This is a genomic window from Nonomuraea sp. NPDC054003, assembly GCF_055585125.1.
This window is the reverse complement of the sequence record NZ_JBVJKR010000006.1, coordinates 365,182-389,235: the sequence shown is the minus strand read 5'-3', so window position 1 is coordinate 389,235 and position 24,054 is coordinate 365,182. Positions and strand designations below refer to the sequence as shown.

The window sequence follows — 24,054 nt, the reverse complement described above, 5'->3', positions numbered from 1 at the left end:
TGTCCGACCAGGATCTGGCCGAGGCCGCCGAGGAAGGCGAGCGCAAGGGCTGGGCGCCGGCCCGTGGATGGGGGGGCCACGCTTCCTGCTCGCCGGGAGCACGTTGCATACTGCAAGGAGACGCGAGGGCGGGGGTGACCGCCATGGGCCTTTCACACGAGGAACGCCAGACGCTTCAGGAGATCGAGGAGCGGCTGGCCTTCGACGATCCGGACCTCGACGCCCTCCTGTCCGGGTCCCAGCAGGGGCACGCGAAGGAGGTGCCGGTGGCCTTCTGGTGGGTGCTCGCCATCGTGGCCTACGTCGTGTTCCTGATCGGCGTGGTCATGACCGTGGCCGCCCCGCAGAACGCCTGCCAGGGCGGCGGGAGCGGCTGCGATCATCCGGCGGTCCGCACGTCCCAGACCGGCCCGTAGTCGCCGCGCGGGCAACCGTCCGGTTGCCAGGCCACGAGGAGGCAGTCATGAGGGTGAGGACGGCGGCCTGGCTCGCGGCGCTGGCCCTGGGCCTCGCGGGCTGCGGGGCCTCGACCGCCGGTGGGCCGACCACGGCCGCCACGCCACCGCCGCCGACGGCCGAACCGTCTCCCGCGCCGTGCCGCACCGCCGAGCCCGTGGTCGCCCTCGGCGACGCCGTCGATCCCATGCCGGTCGCCTGGACTTCGGCCGAGCCGGTGAGCGACGGCCACGGCCTGCTGGTCACGTGGACGTCCGGCGTGGCGCCGTGCCGGGTGCTCGACCGGGTGGACGTCTCGTACGGGACGGACACGGTCCAGGTGACGCTGTACGAGGGCTCGGACCCGGACGTGCGCGACCCGGTGTGCGTGGAGATCGCGATCGAGAAGCAGACGATGGTCAAGCTGCGTGAGCCCGTCGCGGGGCGCGAGATCGTCGACGGGGCGGGCCCGAGCCCCTCGTAGCGGTGAACCGCCGCTCCGGGGGCAGGGGGCGGGGATGAACAGGAAGGACGACGATCCCGACGACGAGTTCTTCGCGCCCGTGCTCCGCGAGCCGCCGCCTCCCGAGGAGGTCAGCCGCTCCGGCGTGGTGAGCGACACCGGCGTGCCCGAGGTCCCCGGCGGCGGCCGGGGGGACCGGGACGAGAGCCCGCCGCCCTCGAACGCGTCGAGCTACCGCCTGCTGGGCGCGGCGCTCGTGCTGCTCGCCGCGGTCGTGCTGGCCGTGCTGGCCCTGCTGGCCGGGATGCCGTGGCCGGCGCTCGTCCCGGCCGCCGTGGCGCTGGTAGCGGCGGGCTACTTGATCCGGGTGAGCGTACGCCGCTCCCGGTCGGGAGGCGGCCCGCCCGCCTTCGGGTAGTCAGCGGGGTTCGTCGCCGGGGTTCCCGCGCACCGGCTGGTACGTGGCCGCGCGGAACAGGAACGAGGCCCACGAGCGGTAGGGCCGCCAGTGGTCGGCCAGCTTCCGGTAGGCCGCGGCGGGCGCGTCCTCGGGCAGGCCGTACACCTCGCGGAGGATCGCGAACAGGCGGGGCTCGTCGCCGGGGAAGGCATCGGGAGCGCCGGCGCCGCGGATCAGGATCAGCCCGGCGGAGAACGGGCCGACGCCGGGCAGGGCGCGCAGCTCGGCCAGGGCCTGCTCCGGGGCGAGGGAGCGCAGGTGCTCGGCGGTGAGGACGCCGTCGAGCGCGGCGCGGGCCAGGCCGCGGATCCACTCCTCCTTCTGCGCGGGCAGACCGAGGCCGCCGGCCTCCAGGAGCGTCACGGGCGGCGGGAAGACGGCGTGCTCGCGGCCGTCCACGGCGACCGTCGCCCCGTACCTCTCGGCGATGCGCTGCTTGATGCGGGCGGCGATGAGCATCGACGAGCGCTGCACGATCACCGCCCAGCACGCCGCCTCCCACGGGCTCCAGAAGCACACCGGCCGCAGGCCGGGGCTGCGGCGCTGCAGGTCGCCCAGCACCGGGTCGGCCTCGCCGAGCGCGGCGAACCCCGAGCCGTCCACGTCGAGAGAGAGGATGCGCGCGACCTCGCCCCGGATCCCCGCGCCGGCCGGCCGCGTCGTGGCCACGGCGACCCCGCCCGGCGCGGCGGTCACGGACACGCCGATCGGCAGCCAGTCGGTCTCCGGGCAGAACCCGAACCGCAGCGCCCGCCCGTCGGAGTGCAGGGCGCTGGTCGCCGGCCAGTCCTCGACGAAGCGCAGGGAGGCGCCGAAGTCGAACGGTCCGCCGGCGGTGATCGTGAATCCGAACGAGGTCATGCGCCGTATCGTAGGAGCTCGCCCGGACAGCGCCGTGAATCCGCCCTCCGAGCGTAGGTCCACGTAACAGATTTTCACCGCGCCCGGGTTTGCCCGCTCCGGTCCACGGAAGGGGCTACACGTGGCACGCATAGCGATCGTGGGCACCGGCTTCGGCGGGTACACCTGCGCGAAACTTCTGGAGCGCTGGCTCAGGCCTGGCGAGGCGGAGATCGTACTGATCACGCCGAAGGACTACACGCTGTACCTCCCGCTGCTGCCACAGGTGGCCGGCGGGGTGCTGCAGCCCCGCTCGATCGTGACGCCGCTGCACACGCGGCTGCGGCGCAGCAAGCTGCTGCCGGGTGTGGCGCACCAGGTGGATCTGGACGCCCGCGCCGTGGACGTGCTCAGGATCGACGGCGAGCCGGTGCGGGTGCCGTACGACGTGCTCGTGCTGGCCCCCGGCAGCATGACCAGGACGTTCGACATCCCGGGCCTGCAGGAGTACGCGCGCGGCATGAAGACGCTGGCCGAGGCGGTCTACCTGCGCGACCACTCGATCGCCCAGCTCGAACTGGCCGCCTCCTCCGACGACCCGGAGGAGCGGGCCGCGCGGTGCGGGTTCGTGGTGGTGGGCGCCGGCTACTCGGGCGTCGAGACGGCGGCGACGCTCCAGCTCGTCACCCGCCGGGCGATGGCCCGCTTCCCGCGGCTCGACCCCGGGCTGCTGCGCTGGACGCTGATCGACATCGCGCCCAAGGTGATGCCCGAGCTGGGCCCCGAGCTGGGCGAGGCGGCGACGCGGCTGCTGGAGGAGCGCGGGGTCGAGGTGCGACTCGGCGTCACGCTCGACCGGATCACCGTGGACACCGCGAAGCTGACCGACGGCACCACGCTGCCCTCCCGCACGGTCATCTGGACGGCGGGGGTGACGCCCAGGCCGGTGGTGTCCAGCCTCGGCACCGAGACGGTCAAGGGCCGCCTGGTCGTGGGCGCCGATCTGCGGGTGCCCGGCTGCGACGGCGTGTTCGGGCTGGGCGACGCCGCGGCGGTGCCCGACCTGACGGCCGAGCCCGGCACGCCCTGCGCGCCGACCGCCCAGCACGCCCACCGGCAGGCGAGGACCGCGGCGCGGAACGTGCTGGCGGCCCTGCGCGGCGGCAAGCTGCGCGAATACCGTCACCGCGACCTCGGCCTGGTGGTCGACCTCGGCGGCTCGGACGCGGTGGCCAGGCCGTTCGGGATCGACCTCAAGGGGCCGCTGGCGCAGCTGGTCACCCGCGGCTATCACCTGCTGACGACGCCGTCGGGCCGCTCGCGGCTGCGCGTGAGCGGCGACTGGCTGCTCAACATGATGGCCCCCGACGACCTGATCAGGCTCGACTTCCTCAAGGACACCCCCGGCACGCTGGAGGACCTGGAGCACATGCCGATCACGCCGCGCGCGCGCCGGATCAGCGTGACCGAGGAGCCAGCGGGATCCCGACGGTGATCTCCTTGCCGAGCTTGTGGTCGCCGAGCAGGTCGAGGTCGTCGCCGCTCCAGAACCGGCCCGGGTCGTACCAGTTGGGCCTGCGGCCCGGGGGCAGCAGCCCCATCTCCTGGTAGGTGACGGCCACCACCTCGGCGCAGTAGGCGTTCTCCAGCGCCCGCTCCCCCGCGACCCGGCGCGGGCGCGGCAGCCGGCCGCCCACCCAGCGGGCCGCCAGCCTGGCGGTCGACGGGAACGGGGTGCCGTCGAGCCGGGCCACCGCGCGCAGCGCGGCGTCCTCCATCTCGCGGGTCGCCTGCGGCTCCAGCTGGCGCAGCCACGCGCGCTGGCCGTAGCGGTCGGCCCAGACCGTCACCGCGTCGCGCAGGTCGTGCAGCTGCACGCCGCGGTGGTGGGTGCCCGACCACAGGTCGAGCAGCGACTTGCCGAGCTCGGCGTGGAACATCATGGGCGGCAGGTCCTCGATGACGATCGCCATGCCCACGTGGTTGACCGGGCTGTTGGTCATGGTCTGGATGGCCCGGTCGGGGACGGTCCGGCCGCGGAAGATCCACAGGTCGCCCGTCCGGGTGAGCTCAACCGCCTCGTCGAGAGTCAGCATGGGGCTAGCCTAGGCACATGCGCTGGTGGAAGATACTCGGCCTGGCGGGGGTCGCGGGCGTCGCGGCCACGGGAGTGGCGATCGCGCGCGCCGAGCGCCGCCGCCGCGCCTACACGCCGGAGGAGATCAGGGTACGGCTGCGCGAGCGGGTCGAGGGTCAGCCCGAGGGCCGCAGGTCGTAGACGAAGACCACGTCCGGATAGGCCGGGTTGTCCACGTATCCCTGCACGCTGCCCAGGTAGGCCCGCCGGTAGTTGACCACCCACGGCATGGCCGCCGCGGCCTGCTGGTCCAGCACCCTCCTGGTGGCCCTGGCGAACGCCTGCTGCGCCGTCCGCTGGTCCGTCACGGTCAGCTCGGGCAGCGAGTCCAGCAGTTTGTCGGTGGTCGGGTCGTTCAGGTAGGAGAGGTTGAACACGGGCGGCTCGGCGCTGTGGAAGACGTTGCCGAACCACGAGTAGCCGTCGGCGTAGTCCGGCCACCAGTACATCGCGAAGATGTCCTGGCCGCCCTTCTTGCCCAGCTCCCACTGGTCGACCCAGGGCATCGCCCGGACCCTGAGCGTGACGTTCAGCGTCTTGAGGTCGCGGCGCAGCCGTTTGATCAGGACCGGCTGGTCGCTGTCACCCTCGGTGTAGGTGAGGGTCAGCCGCAGCGGCCTGCCCTGCGGCCCGTACCCCGCCTGCCGGAGCAGCTCGCCCGCGCCCGCGAGGTCCTGCCGGGGCACCCGGCCCGGCACGTGGCCGAGCAACCCTTCCGGCACCACGCCGCTGTGCGGGCTGACGCCGCCGCGTAGCGCCCGGACCGCCCCCCGGTAGTCGACGGCCTTCTGCACCGCGCGCCGCACCCGCTGGTCGGACATGGGCCCCTCGGCGGTGTTGAACAGCAGCATCGCCGTCTGGAACGAGGGCCGCTCGGAGGTGCGCAGCCCCGGCGCGGCCTCCGCCCGGGCGAACAGCCTCGGCTCCAGCCGGCGCAGGAAGCTGACCTCGCCCTGCAGCAGCAGCTGCCAGGCGCGCCGCTGGTCGGGTATGACGCGGAACTTGACCGTACGGTAGTGCGGCTGGTCCCAGCCTCCCCAGTAGTCGTCGTACGCCTTGAGCGTCAGCTCGGTCTCGGCCCCGTCCTTCCAGGTGTCCACCTTGTACGGCCCGGTCCCGGCGTCCCGGCCGGCCTGGAACCACTTCCCCAGGTCGGGGGCCGCCTCGGTGTCGTAGATGTAGGCCGCGTAGGCGGAGGAGGCCGCCAGGTCGAGCGGCACCGGGTAGCGCAGCGCGAACGTGAGCGTATGAGGGTCCTCGACCCTGATGGAGGAGACCGCGTCCCAGATGTAGTAGGCGCCGGCCTTGGTGGACATGGTCCGCTCGATGGACTGCTTGACGGCGGTGGCGTCCATGGGCCGGCCGGTGTGGAAGGTGACGTCCTGGCGCAGGGTGAACGTCCAGGAGCGGCCGTCGGCGGTGGTCCGCCACGAGGTGGCCAGGCGGGGTGAGCTCTTCTTCGTGACCGGGTTCCAGAGGGTGAGCGTCTCGTAGACGTTCTGCAGGGCGACGACCTCGTTGGAGTAGGACGTGCCGGGATCCAGATCCGTGACCACGTCGCCGTGCTGGACGTAGACGAACGCCGATTCCCCCAGCCGCGGCTGCCGCACCACTGCCGGTGCCGAGCACGCCGTGAGGAGCAGCACCAGCGTGGCGACCGCTGCGAGACGACGGCGCAACGCATCTCCCTCTATGACCGATCTCCTGGGAGAACCTACTAGACGATCATGGCCCGATGGCCGAAACCACCGAAAAATTGGGCAATCCGGAGATCGAATTGCTATTCTCGTGCCTTGTCCCGTCCGGGGTTGCCAGCAGGGGACCGACCGGAGTGAGGTGCCATGGGTCGTAGCCGAACGATCCGCCTGAAGATCATCGGCCTACTGCTGGTTCCGCTGGCCTCGATGGTGGTGTTGTGGGGGGTTATCACCGCCGTCACGGCGGGCGAGAGTCTGGAGCTGAGGCAGTATCAGACGCTCTGGACGAACCTGCGACACCCGGCGTACAAGCTCGGCAACGAGCTGCAGCGCGAGCGCCTCGCCTCCGTTCAGCTCCTGGGCGCCGGCGTGTCGGCCGACAGGTCGGCGCTCATCGAGCAGCGCTCACGCAGCGACAGGGCGAAGGAGGAGTTCAAGAAGTCCTCGGGCAAGTCCCGGGATACCTCGGAGGCGATCCGCAAGCAGGTGGACGCGGTGTACACGCAGCTCGACAGGCTCGACGCGGTCAGGGGAGAGATCGACACGGGCCTGTCCGACCGTCTGCGCACGGTGGAGGGGTACAACACGATCCTCGACGCCCTCTTCGACCTGCACCGGCGGGTCGGCTACATCGACGACCTGCCGATCTACGAGCAGTCCAGGATCGTCATCGACCTCGGCTACGCCAAGGAGCTGCTCACCCGCGAGCAGGCACTGGGCCTGGGCACCACCACGGTGGCCGAGCGCAGGCTGTTCACCCGGCTGGTGGGCAACCGGCGCTTCCTCATCGACCACTCGCTCGGCCAGCTGGACCCCAGCCTGCGCGAGACCCAGGTGTCGATCATCACCTCGCCCGTCTACCAGCGGATGCGGCTGATGGAGGACCAGATCGTCGCGGGCGGCTCGCCGCGCGGATGGCTGGACACCACCGAGTCTCTGGCGAAGTCTTTCCAAGAGGCCCAGATGCGGGCGAGCATGATCCTGCAGGAGCGCTCCGAGCCGGTGGCCGACGCCGGGCTCACCCGGGCGCTGCTGCTGGCCGGGACATGCTTCGCGCTGATCCTGGTCTCGATCGCGTTCTCGCTGCGGATGGGCAACCGCCTGTCCAAGGAGCTGGCCAATCTCCGCGGGGCGGCGCTGGAGGTGGCCCAGGAGCGGCTGCCCGAGGTCGTCGCCAAGCTGCGGAAGGGGGAGACGGTTGACGTGCCCGAGCTCTCCGTCGCCAGCACGACCGTCGAGATCGACGACGTCGGCCAGGCCTTCTCCACGGTCCAGCAGACCGCGGTCGAGGCGGCCGTCGGCCAGGCGCAGCTGCGTGACGGCGTCGGCCACGTGTTCCGCAACCTCGCCAGGCGCAGCCAGGCGCTGCTGCACCGCCAGCGCATCCAGCTGGAGGGCATGCAGCACCGCGCCACCGACCCCGACGACCTCGACGACCTGTTCCGGCTCGACCACCTGGCCACCCGGATGCGCCGGCACGCCGAGGGCCTGATCATCCTGTCGGGCGCCACCCCCGGCCGCGGCTGGAGCAAGCCCGTGCCGATGCTGGACGTGGCCCGCGGCGCCGCCGCCGAGGTGGAGGACTACCAGCGGGTGATCGTCGACCCGATGCCGGCCCAGCGTCTGGCCGGGCCCGTGGTCGGCGACGTGATCCACCTGGTGGCCGAGCTCATCGAGAACGCCACCGTCTACTCTCCCCCGCACACCTCGGTGATCGTGCGAGGCGAGGTGGCGGCCCGCGGCTTCGCCTTCCACGTGGAGGACCGGGGGCTCGGGATGAGTGACGAGCAGCTGGCCGACTACAACGAGCGGCTGGCCAGCCCGCCCGAGTTCGACCTGGCCGACAGCGAGCGGCTCGGTCTCTTCGTCGTTTCCCGCCTGGCCGCCAGGCATGACATTCGCGTGATGTTGCGCGATTCACCATATGGAGGGACCACCGCCATCGTGCTGATCCCGGCAGAACACGTAACAGATCCTCCGGACGAGCCGGAGGAGCCCACCGCGGCCCCGGCCCGCCCGATCCGGGTGGTGCAAGGTGAGTAGAGACGAGCGCTGGCTGGACGAGGACGCCGGTCCGATCGTCCCCGCCTACTTACTCACCCGGGGCCGGACGGTGCCCGCGAGCGAGGCCATCGACCTCATCGCCGTCATCATCACCTCCGGCGGCCTGACGCCGCCGGTCGGGCTCGGTCCCGAGCATCTGATCATCCTGCAGAAGTGCACCAAGCCGACGCGGCTGGTGGACGTCGCCGCGGAGCTGAACCTGCCCATCGGCGTGGTCCGGGTCCTCGTCGGCGACCTGCACCAGCAGAAGCTCGTCCAGGTGGAGTCGCCGCCTCCGGCGCCCGACGCCACGGTGCTCCTGGAGGTCATCGACGGGCTGAAGGCTCTCTGAGCACGTCCTCGGCCCGGTGGCAGGCGACCCGGCGCCCCTCCTGCCCCTCCTGACGCCCTCCTAGGTCCCGCAGCGCGGGCGCGCGATCGCACTCCGTCACCGCCATCGGGCAGCGCGGCCGGAACGGGCAGCCCGTCTCCGCCGGCCTCACCTCCGCGCGCCCCCGCGCCACGGGCGGCTCTCCCCCCAGCTTCGGGACGGCGTCGCGCAGCGCCAGCGTGTACGGGTGAGCGGGCCTGGCGAGCAGGTCGGCCGTGGGGCCCGACTCGACCACGCGGCCCGCGAAGAGCACGTGCGAGGTGCGGCACAGCTTCCCCACCACGGCCAGATTGTGCGTGATCAGCAGGCGTTCCGCCGCCAGCCCCGCGATCAGGTCGAGGATCCTGGCCTGGACCGTCACGTCCAGGGCGCTGGTGGGCTCGTCGAGGATGAGCAGTTTCGGGTTCACGGCGAGCGCGCGGGCGATGACCACCCGCTGGCGCTGGCCGCCGGAGAGCTGGTGCGGCCGGCGGCTCGCCAGCGCGGGGTCGAGGCCGACCTGTTCGAGCAGCTCGGGGACGCGGTGGCGGGCGTCCCAGGGCAGCGCCTCGGCTACGGAGCTGCCGACGCGCATGCGGGGGTCCAGGGCCTCGGCCTGGAAGACGGGCTGGACGTCGCCGCGGAAGCGCCTCATGTCCACTTTTTTCAGGTTCTGGTCCCCGTACAGGATATTTCCGGACATGGGGGTGAGGAGGCCGAGGAAGGCGCGCGCCAGCGTCGTCTTGCCCGACCCGCTCTCCCCGATCAGGCCGACCCCGCCCCCGGTGATGTCCAGGGTGACGTCGTGGACCACGGGGGTGCGGCCGTACCCGAGCGTCACCCGCTCCGCCCTCAGCAGGCTCCCCGACGATGTCACGGCAGCGCCTCCAGCAGTTCGCGGGTGTAGGGGTGGGACGGCTCGGCCAGCACGCGGCCGGCGGGGCCGCTCTCCACGACCTCGCCGGCGCGCATGACCAGCACCCGGTGGGCGATGGTGGAGACCAGGGCCAGGTCGTGCGAGACGAGCAGCAGCGCCAGCCCGCGCTCGGCGCAGAGCGTGCGCAGCACGGCGACCACCTCGGCCTGCACGGTCACGTCCAGCGCGCTGGTCGGCTCGTCGGCCAGGATCGCCTCCGCGCCCAGCGCGATGGCCAGCGCGATCGCGAACCGCTGCGCCTGCCCGCCGGAGACCTCGTGCGGGTAGCGGCGCAGGATGGCCGGGTCGAGCAGGACGGCCTCGACCGCCTCGGCCATGACCCGCTCCGCGTCGCCGACGCCGTGCAGCCTGAGCGCCCGGCGCATCAGCGTGCCGAGCCGGAGGGTGGGGCTGAGCGCGGCCTGCGGCGACTGCATGACGAGCGCCACCCTGGCTCCCCTGATCGCGCGCAGCTCGGCCGGCGAGGCGCTCGTCACGTCCACCCCGGCCATCCGGATCCGCCCGCCGACCTCGGCGCCCTCGGTGAGCCCGAGCAGCGCCAGCAGCGTGGTGGACTTGCCGGAGCCGCTCTCCCCCACGATCGCCACGCACTCGCCGGGGGCCACGTCCAGCTCCGGCACCTTCGCCACGACCCGCCCGCCGTAGCTCACCCGGAGGTCGCGTACCTCGATCACTTCACGATCCTCCGCGGGTCCAGCGCGTTGCGCAGCCCTTCGCCCAGCACGTTGAACGCGAACGCGGTCAGCAGGATCGCCAGCCCGGGGAAGGTGACGACCCACCAGTTCGTGGTGAACAGCGACTGCCCCTGCTCCACCATCAGCCCCCACTCCGCCGTCGGCTCCTGGGCGCCCAGCCCCAGGTACGACAGCGCCGCGGCGGTGAGGATGACCCCGCCGCCGTCGAGCGAGACCTGGACCAGGACGGGCGTCAGCGAGTTCGGCAGCACGTGCCGCAGGATGATCATGGGCGCGGGCACGCCCAGGCAGCGCGCGGCGTCCACGTACGGGCGGGTGGCGATGGAGGCGGCCATCGACGCCGACAGCCGCGCGTACCACGGCCACCAGGTGACCGCGATGGCCACGATCACGGTGGTGACGCTCGGCTGCAGCACGGCCGCCAGGGCCACCGACAGCAGCAGCGCGGGGAAGGCCAGGAACACGTCCGTGATCCGCATGATCACGTCTCTGACCCAGCCGCCCGCGTACCCGGCCACGACGCCGAGCAGGACGCCCGTGGTGGCCGAGACCGCCAGCACGGTGACGGCGATGAACAGCGACGTCCGCCCGCCGTACAGCACCCGGGTGAGCACGTCGCGGCCGGCCGCGTCGGTGCCGAACCAGTGCGCGGCGTCCGGCGGCCGCAGTGCGGCGAACGGGTCCACCTCGTCCGGCGGGTAGGGGGCGAGCCAGGGCGCGAGCAGGGCGGCCAGCGCGATGAGCGCGATCAGCACCGCCCCGGCGAGTGCGAACCGGTCGGTGACCCTCGGCAGGGTGCGGCGCAGCGGCGCCGCCTCGGGCAGCGCGCTCACCGGGCCCTCGCCCTCGGGTCGACGACGCCCTGCAGCAGGTCCACCACGAGGTTGGCGAGCACGTACATCAGCGCGACCAGCAGGGTGACGCCCGCGACCGCCGGGGTGTCGGAGCTGGAGATGGCGTTGACCGCGTAGCGGCCCAGGCCGGGCCAGTTGAAGACGGCCTCGACCAGGAACCCGTTCACGATCGCGTACGCGAACACCAGCGCGATCAGCGACAGCACCGGGTTGAGCGCGGGCCGCAGCGCGAACCGGGTCAGGATGGTCGTCTCGCGGAAGCCGAGCGCCCGCTCCAGCCGGGCGTGGTCCTGCGACGCCTCCTCGATGAGCGTGGCGCGCACCATCTGCGCGATCACGCCCGCCGGGTACGCGGCCACGACCAGGGCCGGGAGCACCAGGTGCGCCAGCGTGCTGGTGAGGATCGGCCAGTTGCCGGTGATGAGCGCGTCCACGACGGTGATGTTCGTCCAGAGCGTCAGCGGGCTGGTGGTGTCGAGCGCGCTGTCGTACTCCCCGGCGACCGGGAACCAGCCCAGGTTGCTGGCGAAGACCGTCTGCAGGGCCAGGGCCAGCCAGAACACCGGCAGCGACACCGCGAGCATGCTGGTCAGCCGGACCGAGAAGTCAGGGAAGCGGCCCCTGAACCGGGCGGCCAGCACGCCGACGGGGATGCCTGCCACGACGGCGATCACCAGGCCGGCCCCGACCAGCTCCAGGCTGGCCGGGAAGGCGTGGTACAGATCCTCCAGCACCGGCCGCCGGGTGTGCAGGCTGGTCTGCCAGTCGCCCGTCACCAGGTCCCTGACGTAGTTGCCGAGCTGCACCCAGAGCGGGTCGTCCAGCCCGAAGCGGGCGCGCACCTCGGCGAGCTGCTCGGGCGTGGCCTTGGGCCCGGCGTAGGCGACCGCCGGATCGCCGGGCACCATCCTCGTGATCACGAAGGTGAGGGCGACCACGCCGGCCATGACCAGGAGTGCCTGGCCCAGCCGGCGGATCAGGTAGCGCGGCATCGGTCAGCTGGCGGGCTTGAGGTCGTAGAAGGAGACCACGTTCGGGTAGGCCGGGTTGTCGACGTACCCGAGCACGTCCGCGGTGAGCGCGCGCTGGTAGGTCTGCACGTACGGCACCGCGACCGCCGCCTCGTCCTGAATGATCTTCTTCTGCAGGTCGGCGTAGGCCTGGTCGGCCGCCAGCTGGTCGGTGGCGGTGAGCTGCGGCAGGCCGTCGATGGCCTTGTCGATCGCCTCGTCCTTCAGGTACGACAGGTTGAACGAGACCTCGTCCGCGCTGCGGAAGACGTTGAGGAACCACGAGTACGGGTCGGCGTAGTCGGGGAACCAGTACATGACGAAGATGTCCTGGTCGCCCTTCTTGCCCCTGTCCCACTGCGCGTTCCAGGCCATCGCCCGCGCTTCGACGGTGACGTTGACCTTCTTCAGCGCCGCGGTGAGCAGGGTGACCAGCAGCTTCTGGTCCTCGTCGCCCTGGGCGTAGGTGAGCGTGAGCTTCAGCTCGGCGTTGTCCGGGCCGTACCCGGCGTCCTGCAGCAGCTCCTGCGCCTTGGCCAGGTCCTGCTTGGGCTCCATGCCCGTGGTGTGGCCGAGCAGCCCGGGCGGCACCAGACCGCCGGCCTTCTGCGCGGAGCCCTTGAGCGCCGCCACCAGGCCGTCGTAGTCGATGGCGTGCTGCAGCGCCTGCCGGACGCGCACGTCCTTCGTCGGCCCCTCCGCCGTGTTGAACAGCACCAGCAGGTTCTGGAACGACGGCGTCTGCTTGGCCTGCACGCCCTCGGTCATGCCCGCCTGCTCGAACAGCTGCGGGTTGAGCCGCTGCACGAAGTTGACCTCGCCGCGCTGGAGGAGCTGCCACGCCGTGGTGATCTCCGGCGTGACGCGGAAGGCGACCTTCTTGTACTGCTCCGGCCGCCAGCCGCCCCAGTAGTCGTCGAACGCCTTCAGCGTCAGCTCGGTCTCCTGGCCCTTCTGCCACGAGTCGATCGTGTACGGGCCGGTGCCGGCGTCCAGCTTGCCGTTCTTGACGTCGTCCTCGTTCTTCTCCAGCGCCTCGGCGTCGTAGATGTGGGCGGCGTACCCGGAGGAGGTGATGAGGTCCATCGGGGCCGCGTACTTGAGCGTGAACTTCAGCGTCGAGGCGTCCGGCGTCTCGATCTTGTCGACCGCGCTCCAGATGTAGGCGGCGCCGCCGCCGGACTTCATCGTGCGCTCGATGGCCTTCTTGGCGGCCTCGGCGTCGAGCGTGGCTCCGGTGTGGAACTTCACGCCCTGGCGCAGCTTGAACGTCCACTCCTTGCCCTCGTCCGCCGAGGACCACTCGGTGGCCAGGCGCGGCCGGACCTCCTTGGCCTCGGCGTCGTAGCGGGTGAGGCCCTCGTAGATGCTGGTCATGGCGATGATCTCGTTGGAGTACGAGGTCGCCGGGTCCCAGTCGGTCACCACGTCGAGGTTGGGGGCGTAGACGAAGGTGGCGTCGTTCTCGGTGGACTGGGTAGCCTGCGTTCCGCCGGTGCTCGGCTGGGGGGTGCCGCCGGCGCCGCGTACCTGGCCGCCCGCGCACGCGGATGCGGCCAGGGCGACGACACCGGCGATCCCGGCTACGAGCAGACGCTTGTGCCAGCGCATGGGGGGGATCCTTTCGAATTGTCACCGGGTGAGGGGTCCGGCGGCTTTGGCGTGTATCCGCACGGCGGGCTCCGCGAGGTAGCTGAGCGGCACCTCCAGGAGGTCGACGATCTGGACCCGGTCAGGGTCCGCGCCCGCCGCCACGGCACGTGCCGCGGCCTCCCGCCTCACCCTTTCGATCGCCTTTGTCCGGCTTTCACCCGCAGGCATGATCGTATCGACTCTGCCGCTCGCCAGGGCGATGGCGGCGCCGACGGCGTTGGCCACCTCGGCGTGCTCCGGGCGGATGACGCGGCTCACGCCGGGGATCCGCTCGGGCAGCAGGAAAGCGCCGCCACCCACCGCCACCAGGGGACGGCCGGTGCGGCCGAGCGTCATGCGGTCCACGGCGTCGGCGGCCAGCGCGTCGGTGGCGGCGATCGCCCTTTGCAGAGTGTCGCGGAAATCTTCCGATATGTCGCCCAGGTCCCAGGTGACGCCCGGCGGCCGCCGCCCGGCCGCGACCGCCGCGTCCGTGAGCGTCGCCGTGCCGCCGCCGAACACCAGCGCCTCCTCCGCGATCCGGTAGCCCACCGAGTCGGGACCGGCCTTCGCGCCGCGCACGACGGTGCCGCCGCCCAGCGCGATGGCCAGGATGTCCGGCATGCGGAAGTTGGTGAGCACGCCGCCGATCTCCACGGCCGCCGCCGACTCGCGCGGGAACCCTCCGGTCAGCACCCCGAGGTCGGTGGAGGTGCCGCCGACGTCCGCGACGACCGCGTCCGGCACGCCCGACAGGAACGCGGCGCCGCGCAGTGAGTTCGCCGGGCCGGAGCCGATGGTCGACACCGGCAGCCGCGCCGCGTGCTCCAGGGTCATCAGCGTGCCGTCGTTCTGCGCCAGGTAGGGGGTGGCCGCCAGCCCGCGTTCGGCCAGCGCGGCCGTCAGCGCACTCGTGACGTGCCCGGCGACCTCGTACAGGGCGGCGTTGAGCACGGTCGCGTTCTCGCGCTCCAGCAGCCCGAGCGAGCCGATCTCGTGGCTGACCGAGACCGGCAGCCCGTACTCGCTCCTGATCAGCTCCTCGGCGGCCCGCTCGTGGTCGGCCGTGGCCGGGCTGAACACGGCGGTGACCGCCACCGCGTCGGCCTCCACCCCGTCCAGGAAGCGGCGGATCGAGCCGGGGTCGAGCCGGCCGATCTCGCGCCCGTCCACGTAGTGACCGCCGGGCACCACGGCCTCGCCGGCCGAGACGACCTCGCGCAGGCCGTCGGGCCAGTCGGAGAGCGGCGGGACGGCCGTGGTGGCGGGTGCGCCCAGCCGCAGCACGGCCACCCGGCCCAGGTTCCTGCGCTCCAGGATCGCGTTGGTGGCGTGGGTGGTGCCGAGCATCACCCGGCCGATCCGGCCGTGGGCGTGCGGGCCCAGCTCGTCCAGCACCGCGTCCAGCGCGGCGCGCAGCCCTTCGGTGACGTCCCGGCTGGTCGGCCGCTTGGCCTTGGCGATCACCCGGTCGCCGGAGTCGAGCACCACCGCGTCGGTGTTGGTGCCGCCGACGTCGATGCCGATCCGCAGGTCCGGCTCAGCCATGCGCCAGCTCCTCCACGGGAACGTAGTCCAGGTCGTAGCCGAACGCCCGCGGCCCGGCCGTGTCCAGCCCTTTCCGGGTGCGCCACAGCGGGTCGCACGGCCAGGCGAGCACGGTGACCCGCTGGCCGTAACGCAGGCCCTCGGTCTGGATCGCGGCCGCGGTCTCGGTGTCGACCACCGTGATCAGATCCGGCACCATCGCCCTGACCTGGTTGTCCTCGACGGCGACCAGGTTCTCGTTCTGCAGCTCCAGGACGAGCGTGCGGCCGCGGTCGTCGCCGGTGCCCTCGATCGTGGCGGTGCCCCTGACGAACCCGCCGGTGGTGCGCCGCTCCACGTCGGTCAGCTTGCCGGTGATCAGCCTGACCGCGCCCAGCTCGGCGGCCAGGGAGGTCAGCGGGTCCGTCGCGTCCTCGGTGGCCCGGCCGATCTCCAGCGCGCGCGTGACCGTGCCCTCGACGACCGCGCCCCGCGCCCGCTCGGCGGTGAGTACGTAGTCGGCCATCAGCGCCGAGGAGCCCGCGGCCACGCAGACCGCCCGCGCCAGCCGCTCCGACCACAGGCCGTCCACCGGCCGGATCGTCACCACGTTGCCCGCCACGTCCGACATGATCACCAGGTCGGCGGGCAGCCCCGCGACGTACATGGAGACCATCTGGACCTCGGGGAACGCCCGGCCCATGCCGTCGGCGTCGAGCAGCGGCAGCCCGAGCTGGGCGGCCCAGGCCACCGGCGCGACCCCGTTGGAGCCGCCGATCTCCGACGACATCACGGCCGTGGGCGGCCTGCCGAAGAGCCGTTCGACCTCCTCGGCGATGCGCTTCGGCTCGTCCTCGCCGTGGATCATCTCGTGGCTCACGGTCGGCGCCCCGATCCCGGACAGCGGCACCACCAGTGCGTCGGGGGGTAACTCGGCCAGCCGCACGAGGGGCACCGGCCCGTACGCCCTGATGGCCCGTACGGCGGCCAGCGAGCCGGCGCGCACGTCACCGCCGCCGCCGGTGCCGAGCACGGCGCATCCCCGCGCCAGGGCCGGAATGTCAGTTTCGCGGATGCTCATATGGGGCCCCAACCAAGCACATACACCGGCATTGCGCCAGTCACGCTCTCGCATCGGGCCCTTCACTGGTAGACCTGAGAACAGGTTCCCGGCCGGAGGAGGGCAGGATGCGGATCTCGGTGGCGGCCGACAGCCTGGACGGGGTCGCGGAGCGGCTGGTGGCCGTTCTGCGGCGGCGCGGCCACGAGGTGGTCACGCACGGCGCGCTCAACGGCGACGAGCGCGACGACTGGGCCTGGGCGTCCGAGGCGGCGGCCCGCGACGTCGCCGAGGGCCGCGCCGACCAGGCGGTGGTGTGCTGCTGGACCGGCACCGGCGCGTCCATCGCGGCCAACAAGGTGCCCGGCGTCAGGGCCGCGCTCTGCGTCGACTCCTACACGGCCGACGGCGCCCGCAAGTGGAACGACGCCAACGTGCTCGCCCTCAGCCTCCGCCTCACCTCGGACGTCCTGCTCGACGAGATCCTCGACGCCTGGCTGCGCGGCACCCCGAGCACCGACGAAACCGACCAGGCCAACATCGCCCACCTCGACCACATCTGACCCCTCACCCCCGGACGGCGGAGGCCCGCAAAACGTCAATGCCGCGCGAACCACCCCAAAATCACCCCACCGAACCCGGACGGCGGAGGCCCGCAAAACGTCAGTGCCGCGCAAACCACCCCAAAGTCACCTCACCCCCAACCCACCGAACCCGGACGGCGGAGGGCCGCAAAACGTCGGTGTCGCGCTTTAGGGTGCAGGGCATGACAGACGTCCTGCTGCGCGGCGGCCGGCCCTGGGGGGTCAACGGCCCCGCCGACGTCCTCGTCCGCGACGGCGTGATCGAGGTCGTCGCGCCGTCCGTCGAGGCCCCCGGCGCGCGGGTCGTCGACGTCGCGGGGCAGCTCGTGCTGCCCGGCCTGGTCGACGCCCACTGCCACCTCGACAAGACCCTCTACGGCGGCCCCTGGGTGCCCCACTCGGCCGACGACACCCTCGCCGGCCGCATCGGCAACGACCTGGCCCGCCGCGGCGAGCTGGGCGTCCCGAGCGTGCCGCGCATGGTGTCCCTGCTGCGGGCGATGAGCTCGTACGGCACCACCAGCGTGCGCAGCCACACCGACATCGACCCGCAGACCGGGTTGCGCGGCGTGGAGGCGGTCAGGGAGGCGGCCGCGCAGGTGCCGGTCGACGTGACCCAGGTGGCGTTCCCGCAACACGGCCTGCTCACCAACCCCGGCACCGCCGAGCTGCTGGAGGAGGCGCTCAAGAGCGGCGTGGAGGCGGTCGGCGGCCTCGACCCGGCGGGCATCGACCGCGACCCCGTGCGCCACCTCGACCTGATCTTCGGCCTGGCCGACCGCTACGGCGCCCACGTCGACATCCACCTGCACGACGGCGGCTCGCTGGGCGCGTGGGAGGTGGAGCTGATCACCGAACGCACCCGCGTGCTCGGCCTGGCGGGCCGGGTCACGATCAGCCACGCGTACGCGCTCGGCCAGGTCGACGCCGCCCAGGCGGGCAAGCTGGCGGAGGGACTCGCCGGAGCGGGCGTGGCGGTCTGCACCGCCGCCGTCTACAGCTTCCCGGTGCCGCCGGTCAAGACGCTGCGGGCGGCCGGCGTCACGGTGGCGTGCGGCCACGACGGCATCCGCGACCTGTGGGGCCCGTTCGGCAGCGGCGACATGCTGGAGCGGGCCATGCATCTGGCCTACCGCAGCACGTTCCGCCGCGACGACGACATCGAGCTGGCCCTGGAGGCCGCCACCCACGGCGGCGCCCGCGCGCTCGGCCTGCGCGGCTACGGGCTCGCGCCGGGCGATCGGGCCGACCTCGTCGTGGTCGGGGCGAGCACCCCGGCCGAGGCCGTGGTCGTTCGCCCCGGGCGCACTCTTGTCATGAAAGACGGCATCGTCCTGCACAATTGACCGGCGGGACCATCGAAAGGCAGGGCAAGTGCTCTCTATTCACCAGCGGATCGCCGAAGAGCTCGGGGTGCGCGAGGGGCAGGTGCGGTCCGCGGTAGAGCTGCTCGACGGCGGCTCCACCGTGCCGTTCATCGCGCGCTACCGCAAGGAGGTCACCGGCGCGCTCGACGACGCCCAGCTGCGCACGCTCGAAGAGCGGCTGCGCTACCTCCGTGAGCTCGACGAGCGGCGGGCCGCGATCCTGGAGTCGATCGAGTCTCAGGGCAAGCTCGACGACGAGCTGCGCGCCCAGATCATGGCGGCCGAGACCAAGGCCCGCCTCGAAGACATCTACCTGCCCTACAAGCCGAAGCGGCGCACCAAAGCGCAGATCGCCCGTGAGCTGGGGCTGGAGCCGCTGGCCGACCAGCTGCTCGGCGACCCGTCGCTCGACCCCGCCGCGACGGCCGCGGGCTTCGTCACCGAGGGCGTGGCCGACGCCGGGGCGGCGCTGGAGGGCGCCAGGGCGATCCTCATCGAGCGGTTCGCCGAGGACGCCGACCTGATCGGCGCGCTGCGCGAGCAGCTGTGGGAGCGGGGCAGGCTGACCTCCAAGGTGCGCGACGGCAAGGAGGAGGCGGGCGCCAAGTTCTCCGACTACTTCGACTTCGCCGAGCCGTTCACCAAGCTTCCCTCCCACCGCGTCCTCGCCATCTTCCGCGGCGAGAAGGAGGAGGTCCTCACCGTCGCGCTGGAGCCCGAGGAGACCGCCGCCTACGAGCTGCGGGTCGCCGCCCGCTACGGGATCTCCGACCGGGGCAGGCCCGCCGACGGGTGGCTGTGGGAGACGGTCCGCTGGGCGTGGCGCACCCGCATCCTCGTCCACCTGGGCATCGACCTGCGGATGCGGCTGTGGCAGGCGGCGGAGGACGAAGCGGTGCGGGTGTTCGCGACCAACCTGCGTGACCTGCTGCTCGCCGCGCCCGCCGGCAGCCGCCCCACCATGGGCCTCGACCCCGGCCTGCGCACCGGCGTCAAGGTGGCCGTGGTCGACGCCACCGGCAAGGTCGTCGAGACCGCGACCGTCTACCCCCACGAGCCCAAGCGGCAGTGGGACCAGTCGCTGGCCGTGCTGGGCGCGCTGGCGCAGCGCCACGGCGTCGAGCTGATCGCCATCGGCAACGGCACCGCCTCCCGCGAGACCGACAAGCTGGCCGGCGAGCTGGTCAAGCTCATGCCGTCGATGACCAAGGTGGTGGTGTCGGAGGCGGGCGCGTCCGTCTACTCCGCGTCCGCCTACGCCTCGCAGGAGCTGCCCGAGCTCGACGTGTCGCTGCGCGGCGCGGTGTCGATCGCCCGCCGCCTGCAGGACCCGCTGGCCGAGCTGGTCAAGATCGACCCGAAGTCCATCGGCGTCGGCCAGTATCAGCACGACCTCGCCGAGTCCAAGCTGTCCCGGTCGCTCGACGCGGTGGTCGAAGACTGCGTCAACGGCGTGGGCGTCGACGTCAACACCGCCTCCGCGCCGCTGCTGACCCGCGTGTCGGGCATCGGCGCCACGCTCGCCGAGAGCATCGTCCGCCACCGCGACGCCAACGGCCCGTTCCGCGGCCGCACGGCGCTGAAGGACGTGCCGCGGCTGGGGCCGAAGGCGTTCGAGCAGTGCGCGGGCTTCCTGCGCATCCAGGACGGCGACGACCCGCTCGACGCCTCCAGCGTGCACCCCGAGTCCTATCCCGTGGTCCGCCGCATCCTCGACGCGGTCGGCACCGACCTCAAGTCGCTGATCGGCAACACGGCCACGCTGCGGTCCCTCGACCCGCCGAAGTTCACCGACGACACGTTCGGCCTGCCGACGGTCACCGACATCCTGCGCGAGCTGGAGAAGCCCGGCCGCGACCCTCGGCCCGCCTTCCGCACGGCGGCCTTCAAGGAGGGCGTGGAGAAGCTGTCCGACCTGGAGCCGGGGATGATCCTGGAGGGCGTGGTCACCAACGTGGCCGCGTTCGGCGCCTTCGTCGACGTCGGCGTCCACCAGGACGGCCTGGTCCACGTGTCGGCCATGTCGCGCACCTTCGTCAAGGACCCGCGCGACGTCGCCAAGCCGGGCGACATCGTGCGCGTCAAGGTGCTGGACGTCGACATCCCGCGCAAGCGCATCTCCCTCACCCTCCGCCTCGACGACGACGCCGCCCAGCCCGCGGCCTCCGGCGGCCGGGGCGAAGGCCGAGGCGGCGGCCCCCGCCGCGACGGCGCGCGCGGCGACGGAGCCCGAGGCGACGGTGCTCGCGGTAACGCCGCCCGGGGAGACGGCTCTCGCGGCAACACCGGGGACGGCTCTCGTGGCAACGGCACCCGGGGCGATGGAGCCCGCGGCGGGGCCGCCCGAGGAGACGGGTCTCGCGGTAACGGCACCCGGGGCGACGGTGCTCGCGGAGACGCCCGCCGCGACGCCAAGGGCGACCGGCGCGGCGGAGGCGAGGGCAACCAGCGCGGCAACGCCCAGCGTGACCGCCGCGGCCAGTCCCAGCGCCGCGCCGAGCCCACGGGCGCCATGGCCGAGGCCCTCCGCAAGGCCGGCCTCACCGGCAACGACAAGTAACCACCCGGCCTCCCGGACACCCGGTCCGGGAGGCCGGAGGTGTGGTCAATCCCGCCTACGTCGGACGCCATGACCATCGTCGCCAAGTGCACGCGCGCGTCATGGCAGTCCACAACCCCAAGCCCGGTCAGTACGGCGTGCCCGTCCCCCAGTACCTGAGCGGCACCACTCGGCCTAGTCCTGTCGCACATCCTCAAGATCGACCATGGGTGCAGGTCCGCTGACCGTCTTTCCAGACGCCGCGCTCCGCCCGGATGAGGAAACGTTCTCCGTCTCCACGTACCGCTTGTGAGGATCCGGCGGCTAAGAGAGAGGACGTTCTCGGTTCCCGCGTACCCGCGCCGAAGGATTCGGCGGCTCAGGGATGGGACGTTGTGCCGCCCGTGAGGACCGGGCGACTCCAGAAGAGGACGTTCTCCGTTCTCCTGCCGTGCGGGAGAATCACGCAGCCCGACATCTCGGTTTCCACGGGACGCGCGGTGGGACTGTGGATGGACATCGCCAGGGACGAGCGGCGACCCGGACCGGCGGTGACGGCTGTCATGACCGGTGGGACGATACGGTCGGAAGGTGACCACGTACGACCGCGCGATCGAGCAGGCCCGTGACCTCCTCCGGTGGCGTTCGCCGCTGCGCACCGAGCTCTGGGCGGCCCGCCTGGTGTCCGAGGGCGACCCTGACCTGCTGGGCGAACTGGCCGGTTCCGAGCGTCCCGAGGCGAGACTCGCGACAGCGGCCCTGGCCACGCTCGAACTCCCGGACGACCTCACCACGACCGCCAGCGCGACGCCGTACGACGCCGAGGCCGTCCAGGAGACACCGACCTCGGACGAAGAACGCGACGATCTCACCGCCGCCGCCCGGGAGGACGAAGAACCCGACGATCTCACGGCGACCGTCCCACGGACACCTCCCTCGTACGGTGTCGATCTCGCCATGGCAGGGCGGGAGGCGTTGGAGTGGTTGCCCAGGTGGGCGGCCCGGATGGGGGAGGTGGTGTGCGAGGGGGCGTGGTACGGCAGGGGTGATCGGCACGGCGAGCAGGTGCTGGCCGCGCTCGCGTTCCGTTATGCCGACGGCCGGGAGCCGCATCTGCTGGTGGTGGGCATCGACCAGGCGCACGGCGGGCTGGCGGTGGACGCGGTGGTGGAGGAGCCGAAGTTCCTCGACGACCTCGACCTGGCGCGGGCGCCGGCGGACGTCGTGGCGGGGCGGGTGCTGGACGCGTTCGAGGTGACCGACCTGCTCATGGGCGCGGAGGTGGCCGACACCCTGCCCGCCGTCCGCCCGCTCGCGCTGGCACGCGCCCGGTCCGTCCCCGATCCGGTACGTCACGCGCCGGATGAGACGTTCACCGCTTTCGACGCCCTGCCCGACACGCCCGGGGCGGACGAGGCGTTCGGCGCGCTGGCCGAGTTCCTGGGCGCGCGGCCGCTGTGGTGGAGCCCGGCCAGGGTGTCGGCGTTCCTCACCTCGTGGCTGCCCCGCGAGGCGATCCTGAGCGACGCGGCGATCGCCGCGATGCCGGAGGTCCTGCGGGCCTGGACCCGCCACCTGGGCGACCACGAGGAGATCCACGACCGGATCGCCGCGGAGGCCCCCAGGTTGCCCGCGCTGATGGCCGACGAGTCGCTCGCCGGCCTCGCCAAGCGCATCGCCGCGAGCCGGACGGAGGAGCCGGGGGCCGATCCACCGGCGGGGGGCGGCTATGGTGTGCAGTGACGTTCACGCTGCCCCCGCCCGGGCGTTGAGAGGGAGATCTACACGATGTACAAGGAGTTCGCTGCCGAGGCGGTCGTCTGGCTCGTGCCGGTCGTGGTTCTCATCGGCCTGGCCCTGCTGGTCACCTCCTGACAGCCAGGGGCGTTTCGCCCCTGGCCCTCACCCTCAACGCGCGCAGGTCGAAGCGGATCTCTCCGTCGAGCCAGCGTCTCCAGAGCCTCGACAGCGTCGTGGCGCGATTTCCGGCATGGCGTCTGCGCACTGGTGCCCCCATGACTGACCGGCCGCCGCCTCCCCCTGTTGAAAGCGGCATCCTGATTAACCACCAGATCGGGAGCAAGGTCAACGTCCACATTTGCCGATATTTCGGCTCATGATGCCCAGGCGAGCAGCGGTCCGCCTTCCCGCAGGCGTTTGAACGCCTGCTTCTCCAACTGCCGGATGCGCTCCCTGGTCAGCCCCATCTGCGCGGCGATCTCCGTATAAGTCATGATCTCGCGCCCGGCCAGCCCGAACCGCAGCCTGATGATGTACGCCTCGCGCGGCGGCAGCGACGTGACGAGCCGGTTCAGCTCGGCGCCGAGCGCGCGGCGTTCGGTGAGCTCCTGCACCTCCAGGCCGTCCTCGTCGGCGATCAGGTCGCCGATCCTGCCCTCGCCCCGGTCGCCGACGGGCATGTCCAGGCTGACCGTCTCCTGGGCCAGCATCCGTAACCTGGCCACCTGCCGGACCGAGCGCCCGGCGGCCTCGGCCAGCTCGTCGAGGCCCGGGTCGCGGCCGAGCTCGACGGCGAGCCGCCGCTCCACCGTGAGCAGCCGCGCGAGCTCCTCGGCCACGTGGATCGGCAGCCGGACCGTACGGCTCTTGTCGTGGATGCCGCGCTCGATGGCCTGCCGGATCCACCACATGCCGTAGGTGGAGAACTTGTATCCGCGCCGGTAGTCGAACTTCTCCACGGCCCTCATGAGCCCGAGGTTGCCCTCCTGGACGACGTCCGTCATGGGCAGCCCGCGGTGGGCGAACTTGCGCGCCGCGGCCACGACGAGCCGCAGGTTGGACCTGATGAGCAGCTCCTTGGCACGCTCGCCGTCGCGGCGGACGTCTTCGAGCTCCGGGGAGCCCGCGCCCCGGCCGATCAGGTGACCCGCGTACAGGCCCGCCTCGATCCGTTTGGCCAGGTCGACCTCGTCCGCGGCGGAGAGCAGGGGGATCACGCCGATCTGCTGCAGGTAGAGGCCGAGCAGATCGGGCTCTTCAGCCGACATGCGAGGCGACTACCCGGTAAAGGGCGGCGAATTCCCCTCTTCGCTCAGCTCGGCGATGGCCAGCTCGGCGGTCGTCCTGATGTCGAAGAACTTGTCGAGCGCGGTGATCGCGAACAGGTGCTTGCACCGGCCGTTGAGCCCGGACAGCAGCAGCTTGCCGCCGGAGGCGGTGACGGCCTTGTGCAGGTAGACCAGCACGGACAGACCCGAGGAGTCGCAGACGCTGACCGCCTGCATGTCGATCACGAGCATCGGCGGTTGGGTGAGGTCGAGAGCCTTGGTGACTCGGTCGCGTACTTCAGCGGCGGAGCCGAAGTCGAAGTCGCCCGTCAGCCTCGCGATGACGCACGGCCCCTGGAGACCGAGACTGATCGACAAGGCTTGGTCCGAAGTCAC

Annotated in this window: 23 protein-coding genes; 11 read left to right on the top strand and 12 right to left on the bottom strand. The window is 72.2% G+C overall.

The features are described from left to right. Positions 1 to 143 precede the first annotated feature (143 nt). The 3 genes from ACZ6YG_RS18340 to ACZ6YG_RS18330 are packed head-to-tail and all read left to right on the top strand — an operon-like array spanning position 144 to position 1,316. A complete protein-coding gene (locus tag ACZ6YG_RS18340; protein WP_187280983.1) occupies positions 144 to 416 on the top strand; it encodes a DUF3040 domain-containing protein in 273 nt (90 codons plus the stop codon). Between the two features lie 47 nt (positions 417 to 463). Further along, positions 464 to 919 carry a hypothetical protein gene (locus tag ACZ6YG_RS18335; protein WP_466018642.1) on the top strand — a complete coding sequence of 152 codons (456 nt, stop codon included), beginning with the start codon at positions 464 to 466 and terminating at the stop codon, positions 917 to 919. 34 nt (positions 920 to 953) lie between these two features. Beyond that, positions 954 to 1,316 carry a hypothetical protein gene (locus ACZ6YG_RS18330; RefSeq protein ID WP_466018641.1) on the top strand — a complete coding sequence of 121 codons (363 nt, stop codon included), beginning with the start codon at positions 954 to 956 and terminating at the stop codon, positions 1,314 to 1,316. Here the strand turns inward: ACZ6YG_RS18330 and ACZ6YG_RS18325 are convergent, their stop codons facing one another. Further along, entirely contained in the window at positions 1,317 to 2,219 is a 903-nt protein-coding gene (locus ACZ6YG_RS18325; RefSeq protein WP_466018640.1) for a DNA-3-methyladenine glycosylase family protein, read from the bottom strand. It abuts the gene before it with no gap. Positions 2,220 to 2,340: 121 nt separating this feature from the next. On the opposite strand from ACZ6YG_RS18325, the gene ACZ6YG_RS18320 reads away from it, so the two are divergent. Further along, entirely contained in the window at positions 2,341 to 3,693 is a 1,353-nt protein-coding gene (locus ACZ6YG_RS18320) for an NAD(P)/FAD-dependent oxidoreductase (RefSeq protein ID WP_261808353.1), read from the top strand. Here ACZ6YG_RS18320 and ACZ6YG_RS18315 read toward each other — a convergent pair. After that, entirely contained in the window at positions 3,656 to 4,294 is a 639-nt protein-coding gene (locus ACZ6YG_RS18315) for a hypothetical protein (RefSeq protein WP_219543847.1), read from the bottom strand. The genes ACZ6YG_RS18320 and ACZ6YG_RS18315 overlap by 38 nt on opposite strands. 17 nt (positions 4,295 to 4,311) lie before the next feature. Between ACZ6YG_RS18315 and ACZ6YG_RS18310 the strand changes: the two genes are divergently transcribed. Next, entirely contained in the window at positions 4,312 to 4,476 is a 165-nt protein-coding gene (locus tag ACZ6YG_RS18310) for a hypothetical protein (protein WP_187280982.1), read from the top strand. Here ACZ6YG_RS18310 and ACZ6YG_RS18305 read toward each other — a convergent pair. Beyond that, the gene (locus tag ACZ6YG_RS18305) at positions 4,452 to 6,014 is read right to left on the bottom strand and encodes an ABC transporter substrate-binding protein (protein ID WP_466018639.1); all 1,563 of its coding nucleotides are present in this window, start codon (positions 6,012 to 6,014) and stop codon (positions 4,452 to 4,454) included. The two genes, ACZ6YG_RS18310 and ACZ6YG_RS18305, sit on opposite strands and share 25 nt — an antisense overlap. 162 nt (positions 6,015 to 6,176) lie before the next feature. Here ACZ6YG_RS18305 and ACZ6YG_RS18300 point away from each other — a divergent pair, with 162 nt between their 5' ends. Both ACZ6YG_RS18300 and ACZ6YG_RS18295 read left to right on the top strand, forming a co-directional pair. Beyond that, on the top strand, positions 6,177 to 8,075 hold the full coding sequence (locus ACZ6YG_RS18300) for a sensor histidine kinase (RefSeq protein ID WP_466018638.1): 1,899 nt from the start codon (positions 6,177 to 6,179) through the stop codon (positions 8,073 to 8,075). Further along, the gene (locus ACZ6YG_RS18295; RefSeq protein WP_148029695.1) at positions 8,068 to 8,427 is read left to right on the top strand and encodes a DUF742 domain-containing protein; all 360 of its coding nucleotides are present in this window, start codon (positions 8,068 to 8,070) and stop codon (positions 8,425 to 8,427) included. Before ACZ6YG_RS18300 ends, ACZ6YG_RS18295 begins: the two co-directional genes overlap by 8 nt. On the opposite strand, the gene ACZ6YG_RS18290 is transcribed toward ACZ6YG_RS18295, so the two are convergent. The 7 genes from ACZ6YG_RS18290 to ACZ6YG_RS18260 are packed head-to-tail and all read right to left on the bottom strand — an operon-like array spanning position 8,402 to position 16,181. Continuing rightward, a complete protein-coding gene (locus tag ACZ6YG_RS18290) occupies positions 8,402 to 9,322 on the bottom strand; it encodes an ABC transporter ATP-binding protein (protein WP_466018637.1) in 921 nt (306 codons plus the stop codon). The two genes, ACZ6YG_RS18295 and ACZ6YG_RS18290, sit on opposite strands and share 26 nt — an antisense overlap. Beyond that, on the bottom strand, positions 9,319 to 10,056 hold the full coding sequence (locus ACZ6YG_RS18285) for an ATP-binding cassette domain-containing protein (RefSeq protein WP_466018636.1): 738 nt from the start codon (positions 10,054 to 10,056) through the stop codon (positions 9,319 to 9,321). Before ACZ6YG_RS18285 ends, ACZ6YG_RS18290 begins: the two co-directional genes overlap by 4 nt. Then, positions 10,053 to 10,910 (bottom strand): ABC transporter permease, encoded by an 858-nt coding sequence (locus tag ACZ6YG_RS18280; protein WP_466018635.1) that lies wholly within the window; start codon positions 10,908 to 10,910, stop codon positions 10,053 to 10,055. Before ACZ6YG_RS18280 ends, ACZ6YG_RS18285 begins: the two co-directional genes overlap by 4 nt. Further along, positions 10,907 to 11,923: an ABC transporter permease gene (locus tag ACZ6YG_RS18275; protein ID WP_148029692.1), complete on the bottom strand. Its 1,017-nt coding sequence runs from the start codon at positions 11,921 to 11,923 to the stop codon at positions 10,907 to 10,909. Before ACZ6YG_RS18275 ends, ACZ6YG_RS18280 begins: the two co-directional genes overlap by 4 nt. Before the next feature lie 3 nt (positions 11,924 to 11,926). Continuing rightward, positions 11,927 to 13,552, bottom strand: a complete 1,626-nt coding sequence (locus ACZ6YG_RS18270; RefSeq protein ID WP_148029691.1) for an ABC transporter substrate-binding protein — start codon at positions 13,550 to 13,552, stop codon at positions 11,927 to 11,929. A 21-nt stretch (positions 13,553 to 13,573) separates the two neighbouring features. Then, positions 13,574 to 15,121 (bottom strand): hydantoinase/oxoprolinase N-terminal domain-containing protein, encoded by a 1,548-nt coding sequence (locus ACZ6YG_RS18265; RefSeq protein ID WP_148029690.1) that lies wholly within the window; start codon positions 15,119 to 15,121, stop codon positions 13,574 to 13,576. After that, positions 15,114 to 16,181, bottom strand: a complete 1,068-nt coding sequence (locus ACZ6YG_RS18260) for a DUF917 domain-containing protein (RefSeq protein WP_148029689.1) — start codon at positions 16,179 to 16,181, stop codon at positions 15,114 to 15,116. Before ACZ6YG_RS18260 ends, ACZ6YG_RS18265 begins: the two co-directional genes overlap by 8 nt. A 107-nt stretch (positions 16,182 to 16,288) precedes the next feature. On the opposite strand from ACZ6YG_RS18260, the gene ACZ6YG_RS18255 reads away from it, so the two are divergent. The 4 genes from ACZ6YG_RS18255 (at position 16,289) to ACZ6YG_RS18240 (ending at position 22,393) form a co-directional block, all read left to right on the top strand. Beyond that, the gene (locus tag ACZ6YG_RS18255; protein WP_466018634.1) at positions 16,289 to 16,723 is read left to right on the top strand and encodes an RpiB/LacA/LacB family sugar-phosphate isomerase; all 435 of its coding nucleotides are present in this window, start codon (positions 16,289 to 16,291) and stop codon (positions 16,721 to 16,723) included. 203 nt (positions 16,724 to 16,926) lie between these two features. Beyond that, complete coding sequence (locus ACZ6YG_RS18250; RefSeq protein WP_466018633.1) at positions 16,927 to 18,090, top strand: amidohydrolase; 1,164 nt, start codon at positions 16,927 to 16,929, stop codon at positions 18,088 to 18,090. Positions 18,091 to 18,118: 28 nt separating this feature from the next. Then, entirely contained in the window at positions 18,119 to 20,671 is a 2,553-nt protein-coding gene (locus tag ACZ6YG_RS18245) for a Tex family protein (protein WP_466018632.1), read from the top strand. Positions 20,672 to 21,241: 570 nt separating this feature from the next. Continuing rightward, the gene (locus tag ACZ6YG_RS18240; RefSeq protein WP_466018631.1) at positions 21,242 to 22,393 is read left to right on the top strand and encodes a hypothetical protein; all 1,152 of its coding nucleotides are present in this window, start codon (positions 21,242 to 21,244) and stop codon (positions 22,391 to 22,393) included. Positions 22,394 to 22,764: 371 nt separating this feature from the next. Here the strand turns inward: ACZ6YG_RS18240 and ACZ6YG_RS18235 are convergent, their stop codons facing one another. Next, the gene (locus ACZ6YG_RS18235; protein WP_148029684.1) at positions 22,765 to 23,658 is read right to left on the bottom strand and encodes a sigma-70 family RNA polymerase sigma factor; all 894 of its coding nucleotides are present in this window, start codon (positions 23,656 to 23,658) and stop codon (positions 22,765 to 22,767) included. Between the two features lie 9 nt (positions 23,659 to 23,667). Next, entirely contained in the window at positions 23,668 to 24,054 is a 387-nt protein-coding gene (locus ACZ6YG_RS18230; protein ID WP_148029683.1) for an STAS domain-containing protein, read from the bottom strand.